The sequence below is a fragment of the Streptomyces sp. NPDC031426 genome (genome assembly GCF_055581585.1).
Map to the genome: position 1 here is coordinate 34,129 of NZ_JBVIJE010000040.1, position 19,238 is coordinate 53,366.

The following is a 19,238-nucleotide window of genomic DNA, read 5'->3' on the forward strand; positions in this document are numbered from 1 at the left end:
CTCTGCCGGCCACTCCGCGCGAGCTGCACCCCAAGCCTTGGGCCACTGCGTGCGAGCTGTTCGGCAGCCGTTCGCTCACTCCGCCAGAAGCTCCCGCAGTTCCGCCACGACCGCCTGCTCGTCGGTCCCGTCCAGCGCCGCGAGTGCCGCGCGCCAGGCGTCGCGCGCCTCCGCCCGCCGCCCGCGCGCGCTCAGCAGCAGCCCGTGCTGGTGCCGGGCCAGGCCGCCCATGTAGCGGTCGGCGCGAGCGTCGGCCCGGCGCAGCAGCTCGGTGCACTCGCGACCCGCCCGTTCGGTCTCCCCCAGCTGCCGCAGCGCGCGGACCAGGCCGAGCCGGGTCTGGGACTCCCCGTGCCAGTCGCCGTGCCCGCCGAGGATGCGCAGGCTCTCCTCGAAATGCTCCGCCGCGGCTGCCGGTTCGCCGAGGGTGAGATGGGCGTAGCCGATGTTGCAGTGCGCCGAGTGCTGCACGATGACCGCGCCGATCGCGTCCCCGATCGCCAGCGAACGCCGGTGCTGCTCGATGGCGGCACGCGGGTCGGTGTGTTCGTAGAGGTTGCCGAGATGGCTGTGGGTGACGGCCTCTCCGTAGGGGTCGTTCAGCTGCCGCGAGTACGCGAGACTCTGCCGCAGCGCCTCCCCGGACTCCGCGAACCGCCCGAGCCCCTCCAGCAGCAGGCCCCGGTTGTTCAGGCAGCGCCGGATCCGGGAGACGACACCGAGCCGGCGCCAGATCTCCAGGGACCGGTCGGTGAGAGCGAGGGCGTCCTTCTGCCGGCCGGTCAGGAAGTGCAAGGCCGCCAGATCGCCGAGGGCGTACGCCTCGGCCGCCGCGTCCCCGAGCCGCCGCGCCGCCCCGAGCGCGGCCCGCCCCAGCACCTCCATCTCGGCGACCCGGCCGCCGCGCTGGACGTAGGGGAAGAGCAGCCGTGCGAGCGTCGAGAGGTGCGCGGCCCGGCGCGGGTCGGACACACCCGCGTTGCGTGACACCAGGGCGACGACGTTCTCCAGCTCCACCTCGCCCCAGCCGAAGGCCTGCTCGGCGGACTCGAAGGACGCCAGCGCGGCCACGTCGGAAGCGTGCTCCGGCGGCTGCGCCGAGGTGGGCCGGCGCCGGTCCTCCTGGTCGATCCCGGGCTCCGCGATCGCCTCCAGCAGCCGTTCGGCCACGGCGGCGTACCAGCGCAGGGCGATCAGGTCGGGGGCGCGTACGGCGGCGAGGTCGGTCCGACGGCCGGCCTCGCCCCGCGTGCCCGGGCTCCGCTCGCTGTCCGTGTCCGGAAGGCCGCTCGGCGCTCCCACGCCGGTGTCCTTCCCCGTGTCCGCCAGTTCACGGGCGAAGTCGCGGACCAGGTCGTGCGGGGCGTAACGGCCGTAGGCGGTCTCCTCCAGGAGGGCGACGTCGACCAGGCGGTCCAGGGCCGCCTCGGCGCGCCGCGCGTCGGTGCCGGTGAGGCGGGCGATCAGCGGTGCGCCGTAGGTCGGCAGGTCCAGCGCGCCGATGCGGCGCAGCGCGAGGGCCGCGTCCCGGTCCTCCTCGCGCTCGGCGGCGGCGAGCGCGTCGTGAGCGACGGCCAGGGAACGCCGGACGCTCAGGTCGTCGTACTCGAGATGGCGCAACCGGCCGCCCGTCTCGGCGAGTTGGCCCGCCAGCACATCCGGGGTCAGGGCGCGGCGGGCGGCGAGCCGGGCGGCCACGACGCGCAGCGCCAGCGGGAGCCGGCCGGTCAGCTCGACCAGCGGGTGACCGGCATCCAGTCCCTCGCGGCCGCTCACGGCGCGCAGCAGCGCCGCGCTGTCCTCGCCGGTCAGCGGGGCGAGCGGGAAGCGCCGGGCGCCGTCGAGCGCGGTCAGCGGCGAGCGACTGGTGACGATCACCGCGCAGCCGGGCCCGGCCGGCAGCAGGGGCCGCACCTGGGCCGCGTTCGCCGCGTCGTCCAGCACCAGCAGAACGCGGGCAGGGGCGAGCAGCGAGCGGAGCAACGCGGCGGCCGCGTCCGGGTGTTCGGGGATGCTGCGGGGCTCGGCGCCCAGGTCGCGGAGCAGCGCGGCCAGCGCATGGACGGAGCTGAGCGGGGCCATGCCGGGGGTGACGCCGTGCAGATTGACGTACAGCTGCCCATCGGGGAAACGTTCCCGCAGCTCATGGGCGACCGCCAGGGCGAGCGCGCTCTTGCCGACGCCCGCCATACCGCTGATCACGGCGACGGCCGGAGCCGGGGCGGGCGGCTCGGTGAGCGCGCGCCGCAGCTCGCGGCGGACCTCGACGCGGCCGGTGAAGTGCGCCGGAGGCGCCGGGAGTTGCGCGGGCCGCGGGGGCTGCCGGGCGTCCGGCGCGGCACCGCCCTCGTGCGGGCCCGGCGTTTCGGCTTCCTCGACGGCACCGCCCAAGTGACCGGCGCCCACGGCCTGGTGGTCGCCCGCCACGTCCCGCCGCCGCCCCTCGCGCTCCCCCTCGGTCCCCTTTCGTTCCCCGCCTCTCCCCCGCAGCACCTCGACATGGGCCTCGCGGACCGCCGGACCGGGTTCGATGCCGAGTTCCTCGATCAGGCGGGCGCGCAGATCGCGGTGTACGGCGAGGGCTTCGGCCTGACGGCCGCTACGGTGCAGGGCGAGCATGAGCTGACGGTGGTACGCCTCCCGCAGCGGATACTCGGCGACCAGCGCGGCGAGCTCCGGGACGATTCCGGCCAACCGCGCTCCACCCCGGGCTAGTTCGGCGTCGTAGCGCCACTCCAGCAAGAGCAGCCGGGCCTCCTCCAGCCGCTGCACCAGGGCATAACCGCCGAGGTCTGCGGGGAGCCCGCTGAGCGGTGCGCCGCGCCAGAGCGCGAGCGCGGCCGTACAGGCCCGTACGACACCCGGCCAGTCCCGCCGGGCATGCGCGGCACGCGCCTCGGCGACCCGGGCGTCGAAGACATGCACGTCCAACTCGCCCTGATCCACGCGCAGTACGTATCCCGGCGGTACGGCCCTGAGCCGGTCGGGGTCGTCCAGGAGCCGGCGCAGCCGGGTGACGTGGTTGTGCAGGGACGCCTGCGCGGAGACCGGCGGCGCCCCGCCCCACAGGGCGTCCTTCAGCGACTCCACCGACACGACCCGGCCCGGCTCCAGCAGCAGTGCGGCCAGCAGCGCGCGCACCTTCGGGCTGCCGATGGCACGGACGCCGTTGTCGGTATCGGTGCCGTCGTGGGGAGAGTTGCCGGGAAGGGCGTCGGGAGTCTCGTACGAGATCCCGAACGGCTGTCGGTCGTACAGGACCGGTGGCCCCAGCAGTCCGAACCGCAGCTCGCACCGCCGCATCACGCCGCCCCACTGCCTTCCCGCGCGGTCGGGACCGACCGTGCTCCGCGACGGGCCCGTGCCCGCCGTCCCCTGCGAGCCTGTGCCCGCGGTTCCCTGGCGGAATTCCGCCCTGTTCACAACGGTTTCCCGCCACCTTCTGCCGCCCGGACCGGCCGCGGATCGGCCTGCCCTACGGCCTGTTTCGGATACCGTCGGCGAATTCCGGCCAACGGGCCCGCCATCGGCCGACGAACCGTTGGCCACATGTTAGCGATCCGTTGGCGAATCCTGATGTGATCATTTCCATCGGATCTGGTCCGACGGCGCGCGCGCATGTCGCGTAACTCGGGGGAGTGTCGCCGTAGGCCGGGTCCGGGGACGCAAGGGGCCCCGGTCGGCGGAGGTGAACGCCCGGGGCCCCGTCCCGTTCCCTGCCCCAGTCCCTTTCAGGCCTGCCAGGCGATCGACGAAGGCGCCCAGCCCATCGCACCGATGACTGCTCCCAGCGATGACGGCTCCCGCGGACGCGGGCACCCACCGAAAAGGACCCCCACCCGCCGTCCGGCGCCCCGCACCTCAGATCACCGGCGGGCGCCCCAGCCGGGTGAGCCGCCACACCGTCCGCCAGCGCATGGGCCGGCGCTCGCCGGCCGGTTTCCGCAGCCCTTCCACGAACCCGCCGAACCACGCCTTCAGCCCCGCCGCAGAGCGCGTGCGGGCGAGGGTGAGCAGCGTCCAGACGCCGAGGTGCACGGGGACGAGCGGCAGCGGCAGCCGGCGCCGCACGAGCCAGACGCGGTTGCGGGCATTGACGCGGTAGTAGATGGCATGTCGGGCCGGCGAGGTCTTGGGGTGCTGGAGCAGCAGCTCGGGGGCGTAGAGGATCTTCCAGCCGGCGTCGGCGGCGCGCCAGGCGAGGTCGGTCTCCTCGTGCGCGAAGAAGAACTCCGCGGGCCAGTCCCCCGTCTCGGCCAGCATCGCCATGCGCAGGGCGTGCCCGCCGCCGAGGAACCCGGTGACGTAACCCCCGCGCAGCGGATCCGACTTGCCCACGCGGGGTACGTGCCGCTGCTGGGTCTCGCCGTGTTCGTCGGCGATCCGGAAGCCGACGATACCGAGGCGCGGGTCGGCGGCGTACAGGTCCCGTACGCGCCGCAGCACGTCGGCCTCGACGAGCAGGCCGTCGTCGTCCAGTTCCACCACGACGTCGACGTCGCCGTACTCCCGCAGGCGGGCGAGGGCGACGTTGCGGCCGCCCGGGCAGCCGAGGTTCTCCTCCACGTCGATGGTGGTGACCTCGCCGGGCAGGGAGAGCCGGCGCGCGAACTCGGGCAGCCGGCAGCCGTTGCCGACGATCACGATGCGGGCGGGGGCGAGGTCCTGCTTGGCCACGGACTCCAGCAGGGCGTCGACCTCGGCGGGCCGGTTGCCCATGGTCACCACGGCTACGGCGATCCTCGGCTCCACCACGTCCCTCACCCCATCCGGCCGCCGGCGGCGCCGCGCCCTGACCGCGCGGCGCCCACCGTTCACCAAGATGTTGCCTCAGATCCGCGGGTTCACCCGACCCCGATTCACTTGGCAGCCCCTTTGCTCCGCGTTTGTCCGGGCATGGAAACCGAGCGGTGACGGCATCCCCCGTCCACCGGCCACACCCCCTCCGGACGGGCGTGCCGCGATCGGCACCGCGAGCCTGCTTCTCCCCCAGCACACAAGAAACCCCAGGCCAGCTGTTTGGCCAGAGGCGCCGGCCGTACGCAGGCGGCCCTGCCGAGTGTGGGTCACCATCCGGCCGGCGGCGCGGAAGGGGCAGTCGCACGCCGCACGGTTGGGTCAGCACCGGCGTGCAGTACGACCAGCCCCTGATGACTGCATATTGCCTGCACCGCTGCTAAAATGAAGGCATGACCGCCATTACGATCCGTGATGTCCCGGACGACACAGTCAACGCCCTGAAGGTCCGCGCCGCACAGGCGGGCAAGTCGCTCCAGGCATACGCCCTGGACCTTCTCTCCCGGGAAGCCGCCAAGCCCACCCTGGCGGAGATGGCCGCACGCCTGGAGCGTGAAACCCGCACCGAGCTCAGTACGACCGACATCCTCGACGCCATCGAGGACGGGCGGGACCGACGTTGATCGTCATTGACTGCTCCAGCCTCGTCCACTTCCTCCTCGACCACGGCGAGACCGGGACCGCGATCCGTGAGCGGGTGGGCCGCGCCGACGCTCTCGCAGCCCCGGGCCTGCTGGACTACGAGATCACCTCGGCCGCCTTCGGGCTGGCCCGCGGTCGGCGAGGGGGCAAGCCGAAGATCACTGAAAAGGAAGCCCTGAAGGCGATCACCGACTACCAGGCCCTCGCCCTCGACCTGCACCCCACACTGGTCCTGTGGCAGCGCGTACGCGAGCTGTCGAACAACCTCTCCGTCTACGACGCGCATTACGTGGCCCTCGCCGAGAGCCTCGGTATTCCGCTGATCACCAGCGACGCCAGGATCGAGCGCAGCGGGGCAGCACGCTGCCCGATCGAGACCTTCGAGGCACCCAGCACCTGACCTCAGCGGCACCAACGCGCGCGGCTCCACAACCCATGCACGGTCTGTGGGTTCCATAGTTGTCGCCGCACTGGGTCTGGCCTTGGCGTCCGCCGCGCCCCGATCAGATTCGGGCGCTCCCCTTGCCGTGAGCCGGAGCGGAGCGGATCCGTCCGGATGGTCAAGCCTCGTGGCAGTAGTCCCACACGCTCGCCCGCGGGCTCAAACAGCCCGCGCACATGAGCCGCGCCGGCCCCCTTGCGGCTCGGGAGGCCCACGGGTTGTGCCGTTTGTTTCACTCCTTGACCGGGGTGTCGCCGTTCATGGCGAAGCGGGCGGAGCACTGCTCGTCGGATCGGTCGCTCGCGTTCCAGACGCAGATCCACATCGTGTGGCCGACGTCTGAGATGAAACTTGTTTTCGCGGCGCCCCAGGAGGCCCGGAACGTGTACGCGATGCCGTCGCTGCGGTAGAGCTCGGCGCCACAGCTTTGGTTCAGGGAGGTGTTGAGCACGCCTGCGAGTTCGCCGGAGCCGCTGTCGTCCAGCCAGGCGGAGCAGGCGGCGTCGTTGCCGAACCAGGAAGTGTCCGCCTCGGAGCCCTTGACCTGCTGCGGGTCATCGCTGCCGTTGATACCACTGATCGACGACGAGGTGACGCGGGTGGCGGCTGCTGAGGACGCGGCGGTCGCGACGGGGCCGGAGGGCGAACGCGCGCTGGACGCGCTCGGCGGGACGGCAGTGTCGGTGCCGGCCGGGACGACCGGGGTCGGGCGCCCGGACTCAGCGGTGGGCGAGGCCGAACGGCTTGGGCTCGCGGAGGGCGTCCGTGTCGCCCCGGCCAGGGGCTCGACGCTGACCGACGCGCTGTCGGACGGATGCGCAGCGCCGTTGTGCCGGGAAGCGGACGGGACGAGTACGAACGCTGCGACGGCGCCGAGGGCGATCACTGCGGCGATCGGGAGCAGGAGCAGGCGTTTGCGTGAGTGGCGAGGTAACGCGGCGGACGGGGGCGCGGTCTCAGGCGTCGGATCCGCATCCAGGTCCGGCGGCGGGACGGTCTCCAGCTTGCCGACCGGCGTCGCGGCGAAGGCACGTCGCGAGGCGATGCGTGACATGACCTCGGAAGGCCAGGAGGGAGGCGGAACAGGCAGGTGTGCGCGGGCCGCCTCCACCACCTCGCCGGCGGTGGGGCGGGCTCCGGGGCCGGTCGCGAGACAGGACCCGATGACGGCGGCGAGGTCGGCGTCCACGGCACGCAGCGGCTCGACGTCGGGGACGACACCGGGCGTGCGGCCCGAAGCCGCGTAGAGCACGAGCGCCCCGAGCGAGTAGACGTCCGCGGGCGCGTCCACGTCCTCGTCCCCGGCCTGCTGTTCCGGTGCCGAGAATCCCTGCGTACCGTAGCTGCCACCGCTCTTGGTGAGCCTCGCCTGGTCCGCGGCGCGCGCGATGCCGAAGTCGATCAGCTTCACGCCGTCCCGCACCAGCATGACGTTGCCGGGCTTGACGTCACGGTGCACGATCTCGAACGCGTGCACGGCCGACAGGTGAGTGGCCGCCTCGGCCAGCAGCAGCCACAGCGCCTCGGCGGGCAGCGGGCCGCGCAGCCGGACCGCCTCGTCCACGGTGAGTCCGGGCACGTACTCGGTGGCGAACCAGGGACGTTCCGCGGTGCCGTCGCTCGCCAGCACCCGCGGCCCGACCCCGGTCGGCACACGGTAGAGGATGCCGACCTCGCGTTCGAAGCGCTCGCTGGAGACCAACCGTGGCCGGACGCGCTTGACGGCGGCGTAGCCCTTGTCGGACGCGCCGAGGTAGACCTCGCCCATGCCGCCGACGCCGAGCAGACCGATGATGTTGAAGCTGCCGATCTCCTGCGGATCGTCCGCGCCGAGCGGTTCGGCGATCGTGCTATCCATCATCGGCAGTTCCCCGGCCGCTCGCGCTCACGGCGGGCAGGCTATCGGGCAAGTCAGGGCAAGGCAACACGAGTTGGCGGCGAACGCGCCTTGCCCGGCGTACGCATCTGTGGGAGGACCGGTCCTCGCGGTGCGCTCATACACTGACGCGAGCCGAGCCGGAGGTATGTGATATGGCGTACGGAAACTTCCCACCCCAGATGCTGCCGCCGGGCAGTCCCTCCGACAGGGTGCCCTCGGCGCCGCCGGGGACGATCTTCGTACTGGGTCCGGAAGGCGGGTACGCCGTGCCGCCGCGCCGGTACACGCTGCTGTTCGGGCGCGACCGCGAGGACGTGCATGTGCCGGTCGGTGTCGACGACCCGACCGTCAGCCGTCGGCACGGCGTGTTCACCTGTACGGCCACGGACGGCGACTGGTGGCTGGTCAACACCGGCAATCTGCCGATCGAACTGCCCGACGGGGTGCTGATGCTCACCGGCCACAAGCGGCTCCTCGAGTCCGGGTACACCCCGCTGGTGATCAACTCGTCCAAGCGGCGTTCCCACCTGGTGGAGGTCCGCGTCGTGGACGACGAGGACGACCGGAACCCCCGCTCCACGAGCGGTGCGGAGACCGTGGATCCCGAGACGGTCTACGAACTCTCCCCGCAGGAGCGGCTGGTGCTCACCGCACTCGCCCGGCGCTACCTGGAGGGCCACGACGCCTTCCCGCTCCCGCTGGCCTGGGAGGACACAGCCCGTCTGGTCAACGCCTCCCCGTACGCGACCAAGTCCTGGACCTACAAGTCGGTCGCGAACACGGTCGAGGACGTGCGCGAACGGCTGCACCGCCGGGGCGTGCGCGGACTGCTGCGCGACGAGGTCGGCGAACCGGTCGGCTCGACACTCAGTGTCAACCTGATCAGGGAACTGCTGAAGACGGCGACGCTGAGTGCTCAGGACCTGGAGTTGCTGGCCGACAAGGACTGAGCGGATCGCAGGGTACGTGCCCCGGCCGATCGTCGGCCTGGGCACGCGGCGTTTCTCAGCCTTCCGCCTCACGCTCGGCTGCGGCGTTGTACGTGACGTGCATGGTGCCGTGTTGGACTGCGAAGACGGCTGCCTGGTCCTCCGCCGAGCTCTGCTGCGGCTGCGGCTGCGGCTGCTCGGGGTGACGCGTCGTGTTCGTCACGCGGTTGTTGTCTCCTACGACGAAGGTGCCGGAGACGTCCCCGGTGTGGATGTCTCCGTGTGTGGATTCCGCGGGCATGGCCGGCCTTTCTACTGGTTGGTCTCAGGGAGGGTCAGGCGCCGCAGTCGGTCTGCAGGCTGTCCGATGCCGAGTTCATCGCCGAGGCCTGACTCGACGGGTCGACCTGGGAATTCTTCGGATCGTTCTCGTACGACTGATACATGCTCTGCATCTGCTGAGTGGCGGTCAGCATGCCGTTGAGGTCTGATGCCACGGAGCTGTCCTGGGCCTGCGAGACGGCCTCCTGCAACGTGGACTCGAGGGAATTCAGGTCGCTGATGACGGTGCTGACGTCGGAGAGCAACGTGCTGTCGTCGGGAACGGTGGACGTGGCGCCCGAGTTGTAGGAGGCCATGTCGCTGTTGTACGTGTCGACCGCAGCGGAGGCGATGGCGGCGTCGGTGTTGAACTGCCGGGTCTCTGACGACAGTTCGGAGATCACGGTCGCGCACAAGGGATCGACGGTGGGCGTCGGCGAGGTGTCGTCGGTGGGCAAGGTGTCGTCGCTCGGGTTCGGCGTGCTGAAGGGGCTCGACGTGACGGCTTGAGACGAGTTCGGCTGGTCGTTCGCGTAGACCATGGCACCCACGCCCAGCACGGCCGCGAGGCCGAGCGTGCAGGCGAGGGCGAGTGCCGATAGTCCGCCCTTGGCACCTGTCGCACCGGCGCCGACGAGCCCCGTGTGGCCTGTGCTCGCCGAGGTCGTCGTGGTGCTCGCGGCGTGCGTCGACGGGGTGACGGAAGAATGCGCCGCCGAGAGGTCGATCCGCGGGGGTGTCGGTACGGCTGAGTGTGCGCCGGCCGCGTGGGCGGCGACGTGCGGCTGTGCGGAGGCGTGGGACAGGTCGACCACCGGCCTCGCCGCGTGTCCGGGCAGCGCTGTGTGCGCGGGAGCCGAAGGGGCGGAGGTGGGGACGGTCGAGTGGGTGATGGCCTGCGTGTTGACCGCACTGTGCGTCGGGGTAACCGGGTGGACCGGCGGTGTGGTGGTCGGCGGGGCGGTGACCGACGCCGCGTCGGCGACCCGATGGGCCGCCGAATGCGCGTGCAGGGCGGTGAGTTCCCGCCACAGCACCTCCGCCTCGAGCACCAGGGCCGTCGTCTGCGCGGCCCGCCCGATCGCCTTCCGGCGGGTGCGAGCCTCGCGCAGGAAGAACTCCTCACCCTCCTTGTCCCCCGCGCTCTTCGCCGCTGCCCAACCGGCTCCGAGCAGGCTGCCCCACGCGTCGAACTGCCGGGACAGCGCCAGCTTCGGCGAGGCGACACGGGCCAGCCCCGCGCCGAGCTGCGCGTGTCCGCTCTGCTCCGCTCGCAGCACCGCGACATCCAGGGCCTGGAAGTGCGCCGCGACGTCGTCCGGAGTGGTGTCCCTCGCCTCGACCCAGGCGGTGAGCGCCCGGCAGAGCCGATCGGCGGGAAACTCCGTCTTCCGCATGTTCAGCACGCACTCGGCAACATCCGGCGGACAGCTGTAGCCGGTCTCCGAGGCGAGCAGCAGTCCGTGTCGCACCAGGCCGTCGGCGAGCGCGCCGGTGTCCGGACGGCCGAGCAGATCATTGAGATGCCGGGGGGCCAACTCGGCGCCGGACAGCGAACCGAGCAGGTACAGCAGGTCGCGCTCCTGCGGCCGGAGCCTGTTCAGCAGCGCGGGAAGCAGTTCGGGAAGATCGGCGATGCCCGGCAGGCCCTTGCCGGTCGCGGCCGACAGGGCGATGCGCCGCAGCCGGAGCGGGTTGCCGTCCACCGCGTCGCACAGCGCGTCCACGATCGGCACCTCGTCGGGCCGCAGCTCGCGGGACAGCAGTGCCGCCACCAGTTCCGCCGCCGCCGAGGCCGTCAGTCCTTCGAGTCGGATCGCGTGCACACCGTCGACCGCGGACCGCTGCTGCGAGGTGAAGACGAACGTGGACTGCTCGGCCATGTCGAAGAGCCGGCGCAGGTCCTTCTCGTCGAACCCCGCGTCGTCCAGGTAGATCCGCAGCCGCAGGGTCTTCAGATGCTCCTTCAGCACCTCCAACGACGGCTTGTAGTTCGGCGCGTCGAAGCTGATGTCGAATATCGCCTGCGCGATGTCATCAGCCGTACGTCCGCCGGCTTCGATATAGGCCGCGCCTTCGGGCCCGCGCGCCATCGTGCACGCGAGGTGGCGCAGCAACGCACTCTTGCCGACCCCGGACGCGCCCCAGACCTGCACCAACTGACGTGTCTCGATCGCCTCTCGCAGTGCGCGCACGTCCCGCGCTCGTCCGATCAGCGGCTCGGCGGCGGACCGCGGCAGCTGGGAGATCGACGGGCGCTTGACCGGATCCGGCAGCGGTCCCCCGTGCACGGTGACGGTCGAACCGGACTCGGCGGTGATCTTCAGGTTGCTCACGGTGTTGTGGCTGCCTACGACCATCGTTCCGGACACGTCGCCGGCCCGGATCCGCCCTGAATCGTCCGGAACACCGTTGTTCTCCGACATCTTCTTCCCCCGTCCTCTCAAACGCCCGGGTCCCGCCACTCGGTCAGGCTGGCGCCGACCCGTCGTGCGAACCCGGCGTTTTTACGTGTTCGGCGAGATCGCCGGCAATCCGGCGGGCCCGGTCGCGACAGCGATCCGGGCGAGGTGATCCAGGTCGAGGATCGTGATCCTGCGGTAGCCGGTCACGATTGCGCCCGACTCCCGCAGCACCCGCAGGGCCTTGTGGATCGACGACTCCGCCGCGCCGACCAGGGTGGCCATCTCCGGCTGCGACAGCGGGAGTTGGGCTTCGTTCCGGCCGGGACGCCCGTAGGTGACGGCCAGGTGGTGCAGGATCCTGGCCAGCCGTCCGAGCACGTCACAACCGGTGAAATCGACGATCCGGCCGGTCGCCGTACGCAGCTTGGCCACCACGCTCGCGCTGAGCGCAAGTCCTATGGTGGGGTGCTGTTTGGTGCACTCCAGCAGTTCGGAACGCAGTATGTAGCGGGCCAGCACCCTGCCACAGGCGGTCACAGTGCCGACGCGCGGCTGGCCGTCGATCCCGGCGAACTCCCCGACCAGGTCCCCGGCCATCCGCACGGCCAGCAGCGCCTCGCGGCCGTCCTGCGCGTGCGCGGTGACCTTCACCATGCCGCCGAGCAGGAGCAGCGCGAAGTCCGAGGTGTCGGCCTCGCGGATGGTGATCTGGCCAGCCGGGTAGGCCACGCCGTGGCCGAGTCCCATGAGGATTCCGCGGTCGGCCTCGTCGACCCGGCCGAGCAGCCCGGCCGGCGGCCAGTAGGCCGCGGCCCCGCGAACCCGTGTGTTGCTCATCGGCCACACCTCTCTTCCTCGTGCGGCCGAAGCCGCACAAGCCGTATTAGTAGCCGTTCTACCCGGGGACCCCTCCTCTACGGTCTCGTCAATCATCTTGTCGACACCGGATGACCGGGACGACAGCAAATCGATCTTCGAATTGCCTGCCCCGTCGTGATCGCGGAGGAATAGTGAATCCGAGGTACGAATACCGAGCCCTGCTGGCGTGTGACATCGCGGGCTCCGCGGGCCGCGGCGAGCAGCGGCTGCAGGAGATCCGCAGAATTCTGCGTTCCGCGCTGTCCGACGCCCTGGGCGTCGCGGATCTGGACGCGGGGGACTTCGCGTACGTCGACACCGGCGACGGCTGCCGGCTCGTCGCCCCGGCCGCACTGCCCAAGGCCAGACTGCTGTTCCCGCTGCTCCCGGAGCTGTGCTCACGGATCCGTGAGCACAACCGGCACGCCGGCGCGGACACCCGGCTGCGGGTGCGGGCCGCGGTGCACGCGGGGGAGATCCGGCTCGATCCGGACGGCACCGTCTCCGGCGCCCCCTTCGAGGCGCTGGCCCGGCTGCTCGACTCGGCCCCGCTGCGGCACGCGACCCTCGCCGGTACCGGCGGCACCCCGCTGGCCGCGATCCTTTCGCACCACTTCTACGAGGAAACAGTCGGGCACGGCTACGAGGGGCTCGAAGCCGACGCCTTCACCGCGGCCGACGTCCGGGTCAAGGAATACGCCGCGCGGGCCTGGCTCTGGTACCCGGGCAGCCCCGTCGGGCCGCAGGTCGGTTCCGGCCGGGATTCCGACTCCGCCGAGCAGCCTGCGCAGCCCGAGCCGCGGACCGTGGAGCAACTCGTCCAGGCCACAGGAAACGGCACGGTCTTCGCCGTGCACCGGGGCGACCAGTACATCCGCCACAACGACCGAGGTTGATACGCGCTGATGAACGAGGAACTCGCCGAGCTGGCCGCGAGCGGCGCCACCGCTCTGGTCTCCGCAATGGGCACCGATCTCTGGCAGGAGGCGAAGAGGCTGATGAGCCGCGTCCTCGCACAGGCTCGCGGCAGCCGCCGCAACGAGCTGTCCGTCGCGCTGAACCGGCAGTCGACCGCCACGAGGGGAGCGGTCGACGCCGGGGCCGTGGACTACTGGACCGAGGCCCTGTCTCAGCTGCTCGACCGGAACCCGGATCTCGCCCAGGACGTCATGGCCCTGGCTTCGCTGCGAACCCCGGAAAGGCCGGACATCGTGATCCAGGTCAATTCCGCCACCAATTCAGGTGAGGTATTCGCGGTGCAGCACGGCACTCAGCAGTTTGCCTCCGGGCCGAAATCCCGCGGTTCCGGGGACCGGCCGTGAGCCGGGACGACAGCCGGCGAGACGGCCTCATGGACGGACGGTTGCGGGCGGTGCTGTTCGTGGCCGTCATCATCGGGGCCTTCATCGAGGTCAGCACGCCGCATCGGCGGTATGGCCCGCTGGTGGACGTATTCGCCCTCGCGGCAGTGGGTGTCGTCGGCGCGGCGGCCGTGCTGGGGTCCGAGTCCGCCGCGACGCCAGCCCGGCAGCGGGATCGGCTCGCGCAGGAACCCCAGCCCAGCACAACGGTTCCGATCTGCCGCTACGTCACCGGACCGGCGACGCCGCAGTCCCAGCCCCCGAGGCCCCGGCCGTTCCTGCGCGAGCGGCCGACCGACCTGAGCGTCCCCCGCTTCGGCGACGGCGCCCGTGCCCAGGGCTACCCCTGGCTGCTGCCGGAGCGCACGGTACAGAACGGGATCGCCGCCGACGAGGCCACGGTCGGTGCCTTCACCATCCGCGCGGCCTCCGTCATCGGGCCCGGCCACCGCTGCGGCCAACCCGCCGAGCCGCGCCAGGACTCCTACCGGATCGGGCGAAGCCGGGACAGCCGGCACGCGATCGTGGCCGTGGCCGACGGCCTGTCCAGCGCGGCTTGGTCCGACGCCGGGGCCACCACGGCCTCCAGCCAGGCCGTCACCCTGCTGCGCGAGCAGATCGAGACAGTGGGCTTCGGCGGACTCGATGTCAAGGAGCTGTACGGGCGGATCGCGGAATCGATCGCCGCGCACGCGACCGGCCGCGGCGTCGGCACCTCGCACCTGGCCACCGTGCTGATCACCGCGGTGCTCGCCGAGCCGGACGCGAACGGCGTTGCGAAGGCCTGGGTCGCGTGGCTCGGCGACAGTTCGGCCTGGACGCTCGACCCGCACGTCCCGCTGTGGCGGTTCTCCGCCGGCGAGACCAAGGACCGCGCGGCCGCGGTGGTCTCGAACGAGGTCGCCGGACGACTGCCGGACACACCGCAACTGGCCAGGTACCACTACGTCACGCTGGCTCCCGGCGCCGCCCTCGCCCTCGTCACGGACGGGATCGGCGACGCGTGGGCGGACCCGGCGGGCAACGTCAACGAGTACTTCGCGAACGCCTGGCGCTCGCCGGTCCCGGCCACCCGGTTCACCGCCGACGTCGGCTTCGACGCACCGCAGTGCCTTGACGACCGCACCGCGGTCGTGATGTGGAACGGTGACCGTGCATGACGGAACCCCATCTCAACGTCGGCGCCGATGACAGTGTCGGCGGCGGCCCGGCGGCCGATCCGCGGGGCTGGGTGTTGCCACGGGCCGTGAGCGTCAGCGATCTCGGACCACTGGCCGAGCCGATCTCCGAACACAACGGCCAGGCCATCGCCGTAAAGCCACTGACGAACCATCCGGGCTGGCTGGCCAAGCTCTACCGGCCGGAACAGCACCCGGAGGACGCCGGCCGGCTCGACCTGCTGATCTCGGCTCCGGGCACGCTGCCGGAGGCGGATCGTGCGCTCCTGTACGCCGGCACCTGCTGGCCCGCGGCCCGGATCCACGAGCCCGGCAACCCGGCCGTCGGCTGCGTGATACCGATGGCGCCCGAGCAGTACCGTTGCGAGCTGCGGCGCGGCGGGTTCAGCGATCGCCGCTTCGTGGAGATCGACTGGCTGGCGAAGTCCGACGAGTCGATCCGGGGCGTCGGACTGCCGCCCCCCGGCTTCGCGGGCAGGCTGGCCGCCTGTCGCCAACTGACTGAGCTCGCCGCGATCCTGGAGAGCCTGGGCCTGGTCTACTCGGACTGGTCGTTCTCCAACGCCTTCTGGAGCCCGGATCAGCGCTCTGTCTACCTCATCGACGTCGACGGCTGTCAGCCGAAGAAGATGCCTGACATCCACCAGCCGAACTGGGCCGACCCGCTCACGCCGCCGGGCACCGACGCGGACGAGTACACCGACCGCTACCGGCTCGGACTGCTCGTCGCCAAATGCATGACGGGCCGGCGTGACGCGCACACCTTCCACACCGTCGCCGCGTCCCCCTGGCAGAACCAGCCCGCCGTCTCCGAAGTACTGCTCGACATGCTGCTCGCGACCGACCGCGAGCGACGGCCCTCGGCCGCTCAGCTGAACCAGGCGCTGAACAGCGGTCCGTATCTCAGGACCACGCCACGTCCGACACGCACCGCGCTGCCCCCGTTGCCCCCGCAGCCGATCCCGCAGTCCCCCGGCGGCACCGATAAGCCCGTGAAGGAACCCGAGCCGACGCCCCCCAAAGCGCCTCAGCCCGGCCCGCACACCGGCTGGATTCTCGTACTCGTCATAGCCGTGATCCTGCTGTTCGTCATCGCCTCCAACCACTAGCTCAGAGGTGCACCATGTCACTCTGCCTGCCCACCTACGTGGTGATCGACGCGTCCTCGTCGATGAAGGAGCACGAGGCAGTGCTCAACGCGACCCTCTCCCGTCTGCACTACAACCTGGCGACAAATCCCCGTGTCTCGGAGTTCGCCCGAGTCTGCGTGGTCGCCTTCTCCACCGATGTGCACGTGGTGATCCCGATGTCGGACATGGAGCAGGTGCCGGCCATGCCCGAGGTGATCTGCGGCGGGCGCACGGAGTACGGCAAGACCTTCGACCGGGTGCGGGAGTGCATCCAACAGGATGTCAGCAACCTGAGGATGCAGAACCTCGACGTGCTACGGCCGACGATCTTCTTCCTGACCGACGGCGGTCCGACCGACGCGCACTGGCAGGACTCCTTCCGCAATCTCGTGGACAGGGACTGGCCGCGCCACCCGCACGTGATCGCCTACGGCTTCGGCGGTGCGAGGCGCGACGTGCTGGAACAGGTGGCGACCAAGGCGCTGTTCATCGCCGACGGTTCGGACACCGAGTCCGCGCTGAGCGCGGCGATCACCGGTCTGCTCAATACCCTGATCGCCTCGTCGAAGACTGGTCAGATGCAGATCGCCACCGACGTCAAGGGCTTCAAGTACGTCGAGGTCGCCCAGGAATACGTGGACTGATGACGGACGTCGACCCGCGTTCCACGGTGTCCCGGACACTGCGCGCCTCCGTCGGTCTGACCGCACTGGCCGCAGCGCTGCTCGTCTGCGGCGCCGCGGTCGAGGCGACGGGCAATCTCCTCGGCACCTCGGCGAACGGAGGCAGCGGCAGCTCTCACCCGACACCGACCGTGCACCCGACCCACACCCGCTCCCGCGCCTCCGAGGCGCCTTCACCAGACCGCCCGCCCCCGACCTCACCCGCCTACCTGCCCAGCCCCACGGCCACGGCCACCGCTACCGGTAGTTCGTCAAACGGGCGGCAGAGGTGAAGGCCGCGTCCAGTGGTGACCGCGTCGAGCAGGGCATGGAGCTCGGAGGTCGGGTCCTTGTCCGCCCAGGCACGCCCCGGTGTACACCTAGGGAGGGAAGGACGGCAGGCATCAACCCGACGTCAATCCTGTGACGGTCGGCCCGACGCCTCCTGAAGCTGACGTCACTGATCGCATCTACCTGTGAGCTGATCATTTCCGGCCTGTCGGCCGGAGCCATAGCACGCAGGACCCTCCTGATCGAGCTACTGCTCATTCGGGGAGAGTGGCCGACGAGTTCGAGCCCCTGAGCAGGGTATCGCTGGTCCGGCGGCTGCACCGAACCCAGCCCGGGCCCTTGCATGCCGTGGCATCGAGGGCGCGGCACGAGCAGCTGACGTTTGCGGAGCACGCACACTGCTCGGCGCTTCCGTGATGCAACTGTCCAAATAGGCAATTCCGTCATCAATCACACGGGCCCGTACGACAATTGGCAAGGCAAACGGGCCCACGGCAGCCCAGAGCGGGAGGCACACGTGGGAATACTGCACGCGATCCGGATGCAGAAGCTCGTCGCGGATGCCAGGCGCGCACACGCGCAAGGCGACCACACCTTCGAAGCGTCCATCGACATCGACCCCCGGGGCATGGCCCGGGTCAGGAACCCCATGAAGAAGATCCGCAAGGAGATCGACCTGGTCGTGCGATCCGTCGAAGCCGTCGGCTGGAAGTGCGTGGGCGTCGGCCAGTTCATGTACTCGGTCAATATGGAGTTCGTCCGAGCCGGTTGAAAGGGCTTCCCGAAACCGGGTGTGAGGCTGGGGGTTCCGTATGGGTGTGCCGTCCAGGTGATTGCGGCCCTGCCGGGGCATGAGGGCAGGGCCTCCCAGTAGCACAGAGGGTGTCTATGCCACTGTTTACCGGGAGGCCCTGTTGCGCAGTCGTATCGGCCTGCTGGGGAACAGTCCGTTTCGGAGATGCGGGAGTGTGACCGCTGCACCCACACGTACGGCAACGCCGCGGACAACCCGAGCGGCTGGCGCTGGTATCCGACCGGCATGACGGACGCGGAGTGGGCCGCGGTCCGCGAAAACGGCAGGTCGTCCTCGCCGAACGGCGCACGCTCGGCAAGCTGTTGACCACCAGCAGCCGGTCGCCGACCGTCAGGGCCTCGTCCCGGACTTCCTGCCCCGGCGTCAGCGTGTCGCTCCCGGCCGGATCGAGCCCGATCTCGGCGAGGCGCCCTTCGAGTCCCTCCGCGGGCAGGCCGAGGAACCGACGTGCCGCGCTGTCGATCACGGTGATGCGACCCTGCGCGTCGCAGCCGACCTGCTGGCCATGGTCGACCCGGTTGACGACACCTACCGCCGCCAAATGAACCGGCAGCTCACCGTGCAGGAGTCCCGCCACAAGCTCGCCCGGGACGTGTGCCACGGCAAGCGCGGCACCATCCACCCGGCGTACCGGGACGGGATGGAAGACCAGCTCGGTTCGCTCGGCCTGGTCCTGAACGCGGTCGTGCTGTGGACCACGAAGTACATCGATGCCGCTGTTGCCCAGCTGCGCGCCGAGGGCCACGAGATCCGGGGCGAGGACGTCGCGCGGCTGTCGCCGCTCAAGCACAAGAACCTCAACGTGCTGGGCCGCTACAGCTTCACCGCCTCGCAGCCGGTCGACGGGCTGCGGCCCCTGCGCGACCCGGATGCGGCCGACCTTGACGAGGACGACGACGGCGCAGAGGAATGAGCCGGGCGCCCAGCGGTTTCCACCGTTCTTGAGCGGTAGGCCATTCGGCCCCCGGCGTTACTCCCAGGGCGTGATGGATGCCTGCCGTCCTTCAGAGCCTGCCCCCCGAGCGCATATACATGTGCCTGCGCGTGATCATGTATCGGAGGAGTGGGAATGAGGGTCCGCACAGCTGTAGTAATCCCCGTGTTGGTAATCGGCGCCATCATGGCCACCACCGCCCCCGCGACGGCCGCCGATACGACGACCACTTTCACCGTGACCGCGACCACGGGCCTCACCATCAGCGCGCCCGGAACCGCGTCTCTCTCCTCGACCACACCCGGCGGCTCGGCCACCGGCCAGCTCGGCACCGTCACAGTCAACGACCAGCGCTCCCAGCTGGGCACCACCTGGACCGCTACCGTGTCCCTGAGCTCTACCTTCAAGACGGGTGGCGGTGTCGCCTCAGAGACGATCTCGGGCAGCAACGTGACGTACACCCCCGGGTCCGCGACCGCCGAGACCAATCCACCGCACACTGAGCTGCCCCGAGTTTCGTAGAGTCCGGTGATCTTGTTTCAGGCGGACTGCGGGGTTTGCTCCTGGCTCTGCCAGAAGGCTTCCTCGTACTCGG

17 protein-coding genes and 1 pseudogene are annotated in these 19,238 nt (G+C 70.7%); 12 read left to right on the forward strand and 6 right to left on the reverse strand.

Features of this window, described 5'->3' with window-relative positions; all coding sequences use genetic code 11:
• Window positions 1-75 precede the first annotated feature (75 nt).
• Together ACZ5NH_RS41475 and ACZ5NH_RS41480 are read right to left on the reverse strand one after the other, a co-directional pair.
• Window positions 76-3,303, reverse strand: coding sequence for an AfsR/SARP family transcriptional regulator (locus ACZ5NH_RS41475; RefSeq protein WP_468783077.1), 3,228 nt, complete (start codon window positions 3,301-3,303; stop codon window positions 76-78).
• A gap of 558 nt (window positions 3,304-3,861) precedes the next feature.
• Complete coding sequence (locus ACZ5NH_RS41480) at window positions 3,862-4,755, reverse strand: glycosyltransferase family 2 protein (RefSeq protein WP_468783079.1); 894 nt, start codon at window positions 4,753-4,755, stop codon at window positions 3,862-3,864.
• Between the two features lie 434 nt (window positions 4,756-5,189).
• On the opposite strand from ACZ5NH_RS41480, the gene ACZ5NH_RS41485 reads away from it, so the two are divergent.
• The gene (locus ACZ5NH_RS41485; protein ID WP_451554542.1) at window positions 5,190-5,420 is read left to right on the forward strand and encodes a FitA-like ribbon-helix-helix domain-containing protein; all 231 of its coding nucleotides are present in this window, start codon (window positions 5,190-5,192) and stop codon (window positions 5,418-5,420) included.
• The gene (locus ACZ5NH_RS41490; protein ID WP_468783081.1) at window positions 5,417-5,839 is read left to right on the forward strand and encodes a type II toxin-antitoxin system VapC family toxin; all 423 of its coding nucleotides are present in this window, start codon (window positions 5,417-5,419) and stop codon (window positions 5,837-5,839) included. Before ACZ5NH_RS41485 ends, ACZ5NH_RS41490 begins: the two co-directional genes overlap by 4 nt.
• 274 nt (window positions 5,840-6,113) lie before the next feature.
• On the opposite strand, the gene ACZ5NH_RS41495 is transcribed toward ACZ5NH_RS41490, so the two are convergent.
• Window positions 6,114-7,742 (reverse strand): serine/threonine-protein kinase, encoded by a 1,629-nt coding sequence (locus ACZ5NH_RS41495; RefSeq protein WP_468783083.1) that lies wholly within the window; start codon window positions 7,740-7,742, stop codon window positions 6,114-6,116.
• Window positions 7,743-7,912: 170 nt separating this feature from the next.
• On the opposite strand from ACZ5NH_RS41495, the gene ACZ5NH_RS41500 reads away from it, so the two are divergent.
• Window positions 7,913-8,710 (forward strand): FHA domain-containing protein, encoded by a 798-nt coding sequence (locus tag ACZ5NH_RS41500; RefSeq protein WP_468783085.1) that lies wholly within the window; start codon window positions 7,913-7,915, stop codon window positions 8,708-8,710.
• A 55-nt stretch (window positions 8,711-8,765) separates the two neighbouring features.
• On the opposite strand, the gene ACZ5NH_RS41505 is transcribed toward ACZ5NH_RS41500, so the two are convergent.
• The 3 genes from ACZ5NH_RS41505 to ACZ5NH_RS41515 all read right to left on the reverse strand — a co-directional run bounded on the left by ACZ5NH_RS41505 (window position 8,766) and on the right by ACZ5NH_RS41515 (window position 12,252).
• A complete protein-coding gene (locus ACZ5NH_RS41505) occupies window positions 8,766-8,990 on the reverse strand; it encodes a hypothetical protein (protein WP_468783087.1) in 225 nt (74 codons plus the stop codon).
• A 34-nt stretch (window positions 8,991-9,024) separates the two neighbouring features.
• Complete coding sequence (locus ACZ5NH_RS41510; RefSeq protein WP_468783089.1) at window positions 9,025-11,436, reverse strand: hypothetical protein; 2,412 nt, start codon at window positions 11,434-11,436, stop codon at window positions 9,025-9,027.
• Window positions 11,437-11,517: 81 nt separating this feature from the next.
• Window positions 11,518-12,252, reverse strand: a complete 735-nt coding sequence (locus tag ACZ5NH_RS41515) for a Crp/Fnr family transcriptional regulator (RefSeq protein WP_468783091.1) — start codon at window positions 12,250-12,252, stop codon at window positions 11,518-11,520.
• 173 nt (window positions 12,253-12,425) lie between these two features.
• On the opposite strand from ACZ5NH_RS41515, the gene ACZ5NH_RS41520 reads away from it, so the two are divergent.
• The 9 genes and pseudogenes from ACZ5NH_RS41520 to ACZ5NH_RS41560 all read left to right on the forward strand — a co-directional run bounded on the left by ACZ5NH_RS41520 (window position 12,426) and on the right by ACZ5NH_RS41560 (window position 19,165).
• A complete protein-coding gene (locus ACZ5NH_RS41520) occupies window positions 12,426-13,169 on the forward strand; it encodes a hypothetical protein (protein ID WP_468783093.1) in 744 nt (247 codons plus the stop codon).
• Between the two features lie 9 nt (window positions 13,170-13,178).
• Window positions 13,179-13,595, forward strand: a complete 417-nt coding sequence (locus ACZ5NH_RS41525) for a hypothetical protein (protein ID WP_468783177.1) — start codon at window positions 13,179-13,181, stop codon at window positions 13,593-13,595.
• On the forward strand, window positions 13,592-14,794 hold the full coding sequence (locus ACZ5NH_RS41530; protein WP_468783179.1) for a protein phosphatase 2C domain-containing protein: 1,203 nt from the start codon (window positions 13,592-13,594) through the stop codon (window positions 14,792-14,794). The genes ACZ5NH_RS41525 and ACZ5NH_RS41530 overlap by 4 nt, the downstream gene beginning before the upstream one ends.
• Window positions 14,791-15,921, forward strand: a complete 1,131-nt coding sequence (locus ACZ5NH_RS41535) for a hypothetical protein (protein WP_468783181.1) — start codon at window positions 14,791-14,793, stop codon at window positions 15,919-15,921. The genes ACZ5NH_RS41530 and ACZ5NH_RS41535 overlap by 4 nt, the downstream gene beginning before the upstream one ends.
• Before the next feature lie 14 nt (window positions 15,922-15,935).
• Window positions 15,936-16,586: a vWA domain-containing protein gene (locus tag ACZ5NH_RS41540; protein ID WP_468783183.1), complete on the forward strand. Its 651-nt coding sequence runs from the start codon at window positions 15,936-15,938 to the stop codon at window positions 16,584-16,586.
• A complete protein-coding gene (locus ACZ5NH_RS41545) occupies window positions 16,586-16,897 on the forward strand; it encodes a hypothetical protein (protein WP_468783185.1) in 312 nt (103 codons plus the stop codon). Before ACZ5NH_RS41540 ends, ACZ5NH_RS41545 begins: the two co-directional genes overlap by 1 nt.
• A gap of 515 nt (window positions 16,898-17,412) precedes the next feature.
• Window positions 17,413-17,667: a hypothetical protein gene (locus ACZ5NH_RS41550; protein WP_468783187.1), complete on the forward strand. Its 255-nt coding sequence runs from the start codon at window positions 17,413-17,415 to the stop codon at window positions 17,665-17,667.
• A gap of 538 nt (window positions 17,668-18,205) precedes the next feature.
• Window positions 18,206-18,622 (forward strand): annotated as a pseudogene (locus ACZ5NH_RS41555) (Tn3 family transposase); the annotation flags it as partial.
• 186 nt (window positions 18,623-18,808) lie between these two features.
• Window positions 18,809-19,165: a hypothetical protein gene (locus ACZ5NH_RS41560; protein ID WP_468783189.1), complete on the forward strand. Its 357-nt coding sequence runs from the start codon at window positions 18,809-18,811 to the stop codon at window positions 19,163-19,165.
• Window positions 19,166-19,238 lie beyond the last annotated feature (73 nt).

What these genes read in the sequence shown, in the direction of transcription:
- ACZ5NH_RS41540 (WP_468783183.1), top strand. Translation starts at nt 15,936, where the DNA reads ATGTCACTCTGCCTGCCCACCTACGTGGTGATCGACGCGTCCTCGTCG.
- ACZ5NH_RS41515 (WP_468783091.1), bottom strand. Translation starts at nt 12,252, where the DNA reads ATGAGCAACACACGGGTTCGCGGGGCCGCGGCCTACTGGCCGCCGGCC.
- ACZ5NH_RS41510 (WP_468783089.1), bottom strand. Translation starts at nt 11,436, where the DNA reads ATGTCGGAGAACAACGGTGTTCCGGACGATTCAGGGCGGATCCGGGCC.
- ACZ5NH_RS41545 (WP_468783185.1), top strand. Translation starts at nt 16,586, where the DNA reads ATGACGGACGTCGACCCGCGTTCCACGGTGTCCCGGACACTGCGCGCC.
- ACZ5NH_RS41485 (WP_451554542.1), top strand. Translation starts at nt 5,190, where the DNA reads ATGACCGCCATTACGATCCGTGATGTCCCGGACGACACAGTCAACGCC.
- ACZ5NH_RS41475 (WP_468783077.1), bottom strand. Translation starts at nt 3,303, where the DNA reads ATGCGGCGGTGCGAGCTGCGGTTCGGACTGCTGGGGCCACCGGTCCTG.
- ACZ5NH_RS41500 (WP_468783085.1), top strand. Translation starts at nt 7,913, where the DNA reads ATGGCGTACGGAAACTTCCCACCCCAGATGCTGCCGCCGGGCAGTCCC.
- ACZ5NH_RS41495 (WP_468783083.1), bottom strand. Translation starts at nt 7,742, where the DNA reads ATGATGGATAGCACGATCGCCGAACCGCTCGGCGCGGACGATCCGCAG.
- ACZ5NH_RS41525 (WP_468783177.1), top strand. Translation starts at nt 13,179, where the DNA reads ATGAACGAGGAACTCGCCGAGCTGGCCGCGAGCGGCGCCACCGCTCTG.
- ACZ5NH_RS41535 (WP_468783181.1), top strand. Translation starts at nt 14,791, where the DNA reads ATGACGGAACCCCATCTCAACGTCGGCGCCGATGACAGTGTCGGCGGC.
- ACZ5NH_RS41505 (WP_468783087.1), bottom strand. Translation starts at nt 8,990, where the DNA reads ATGCCCGCGGAATCCACACACGGAGACATCCACACCGGGGACGTCTCC.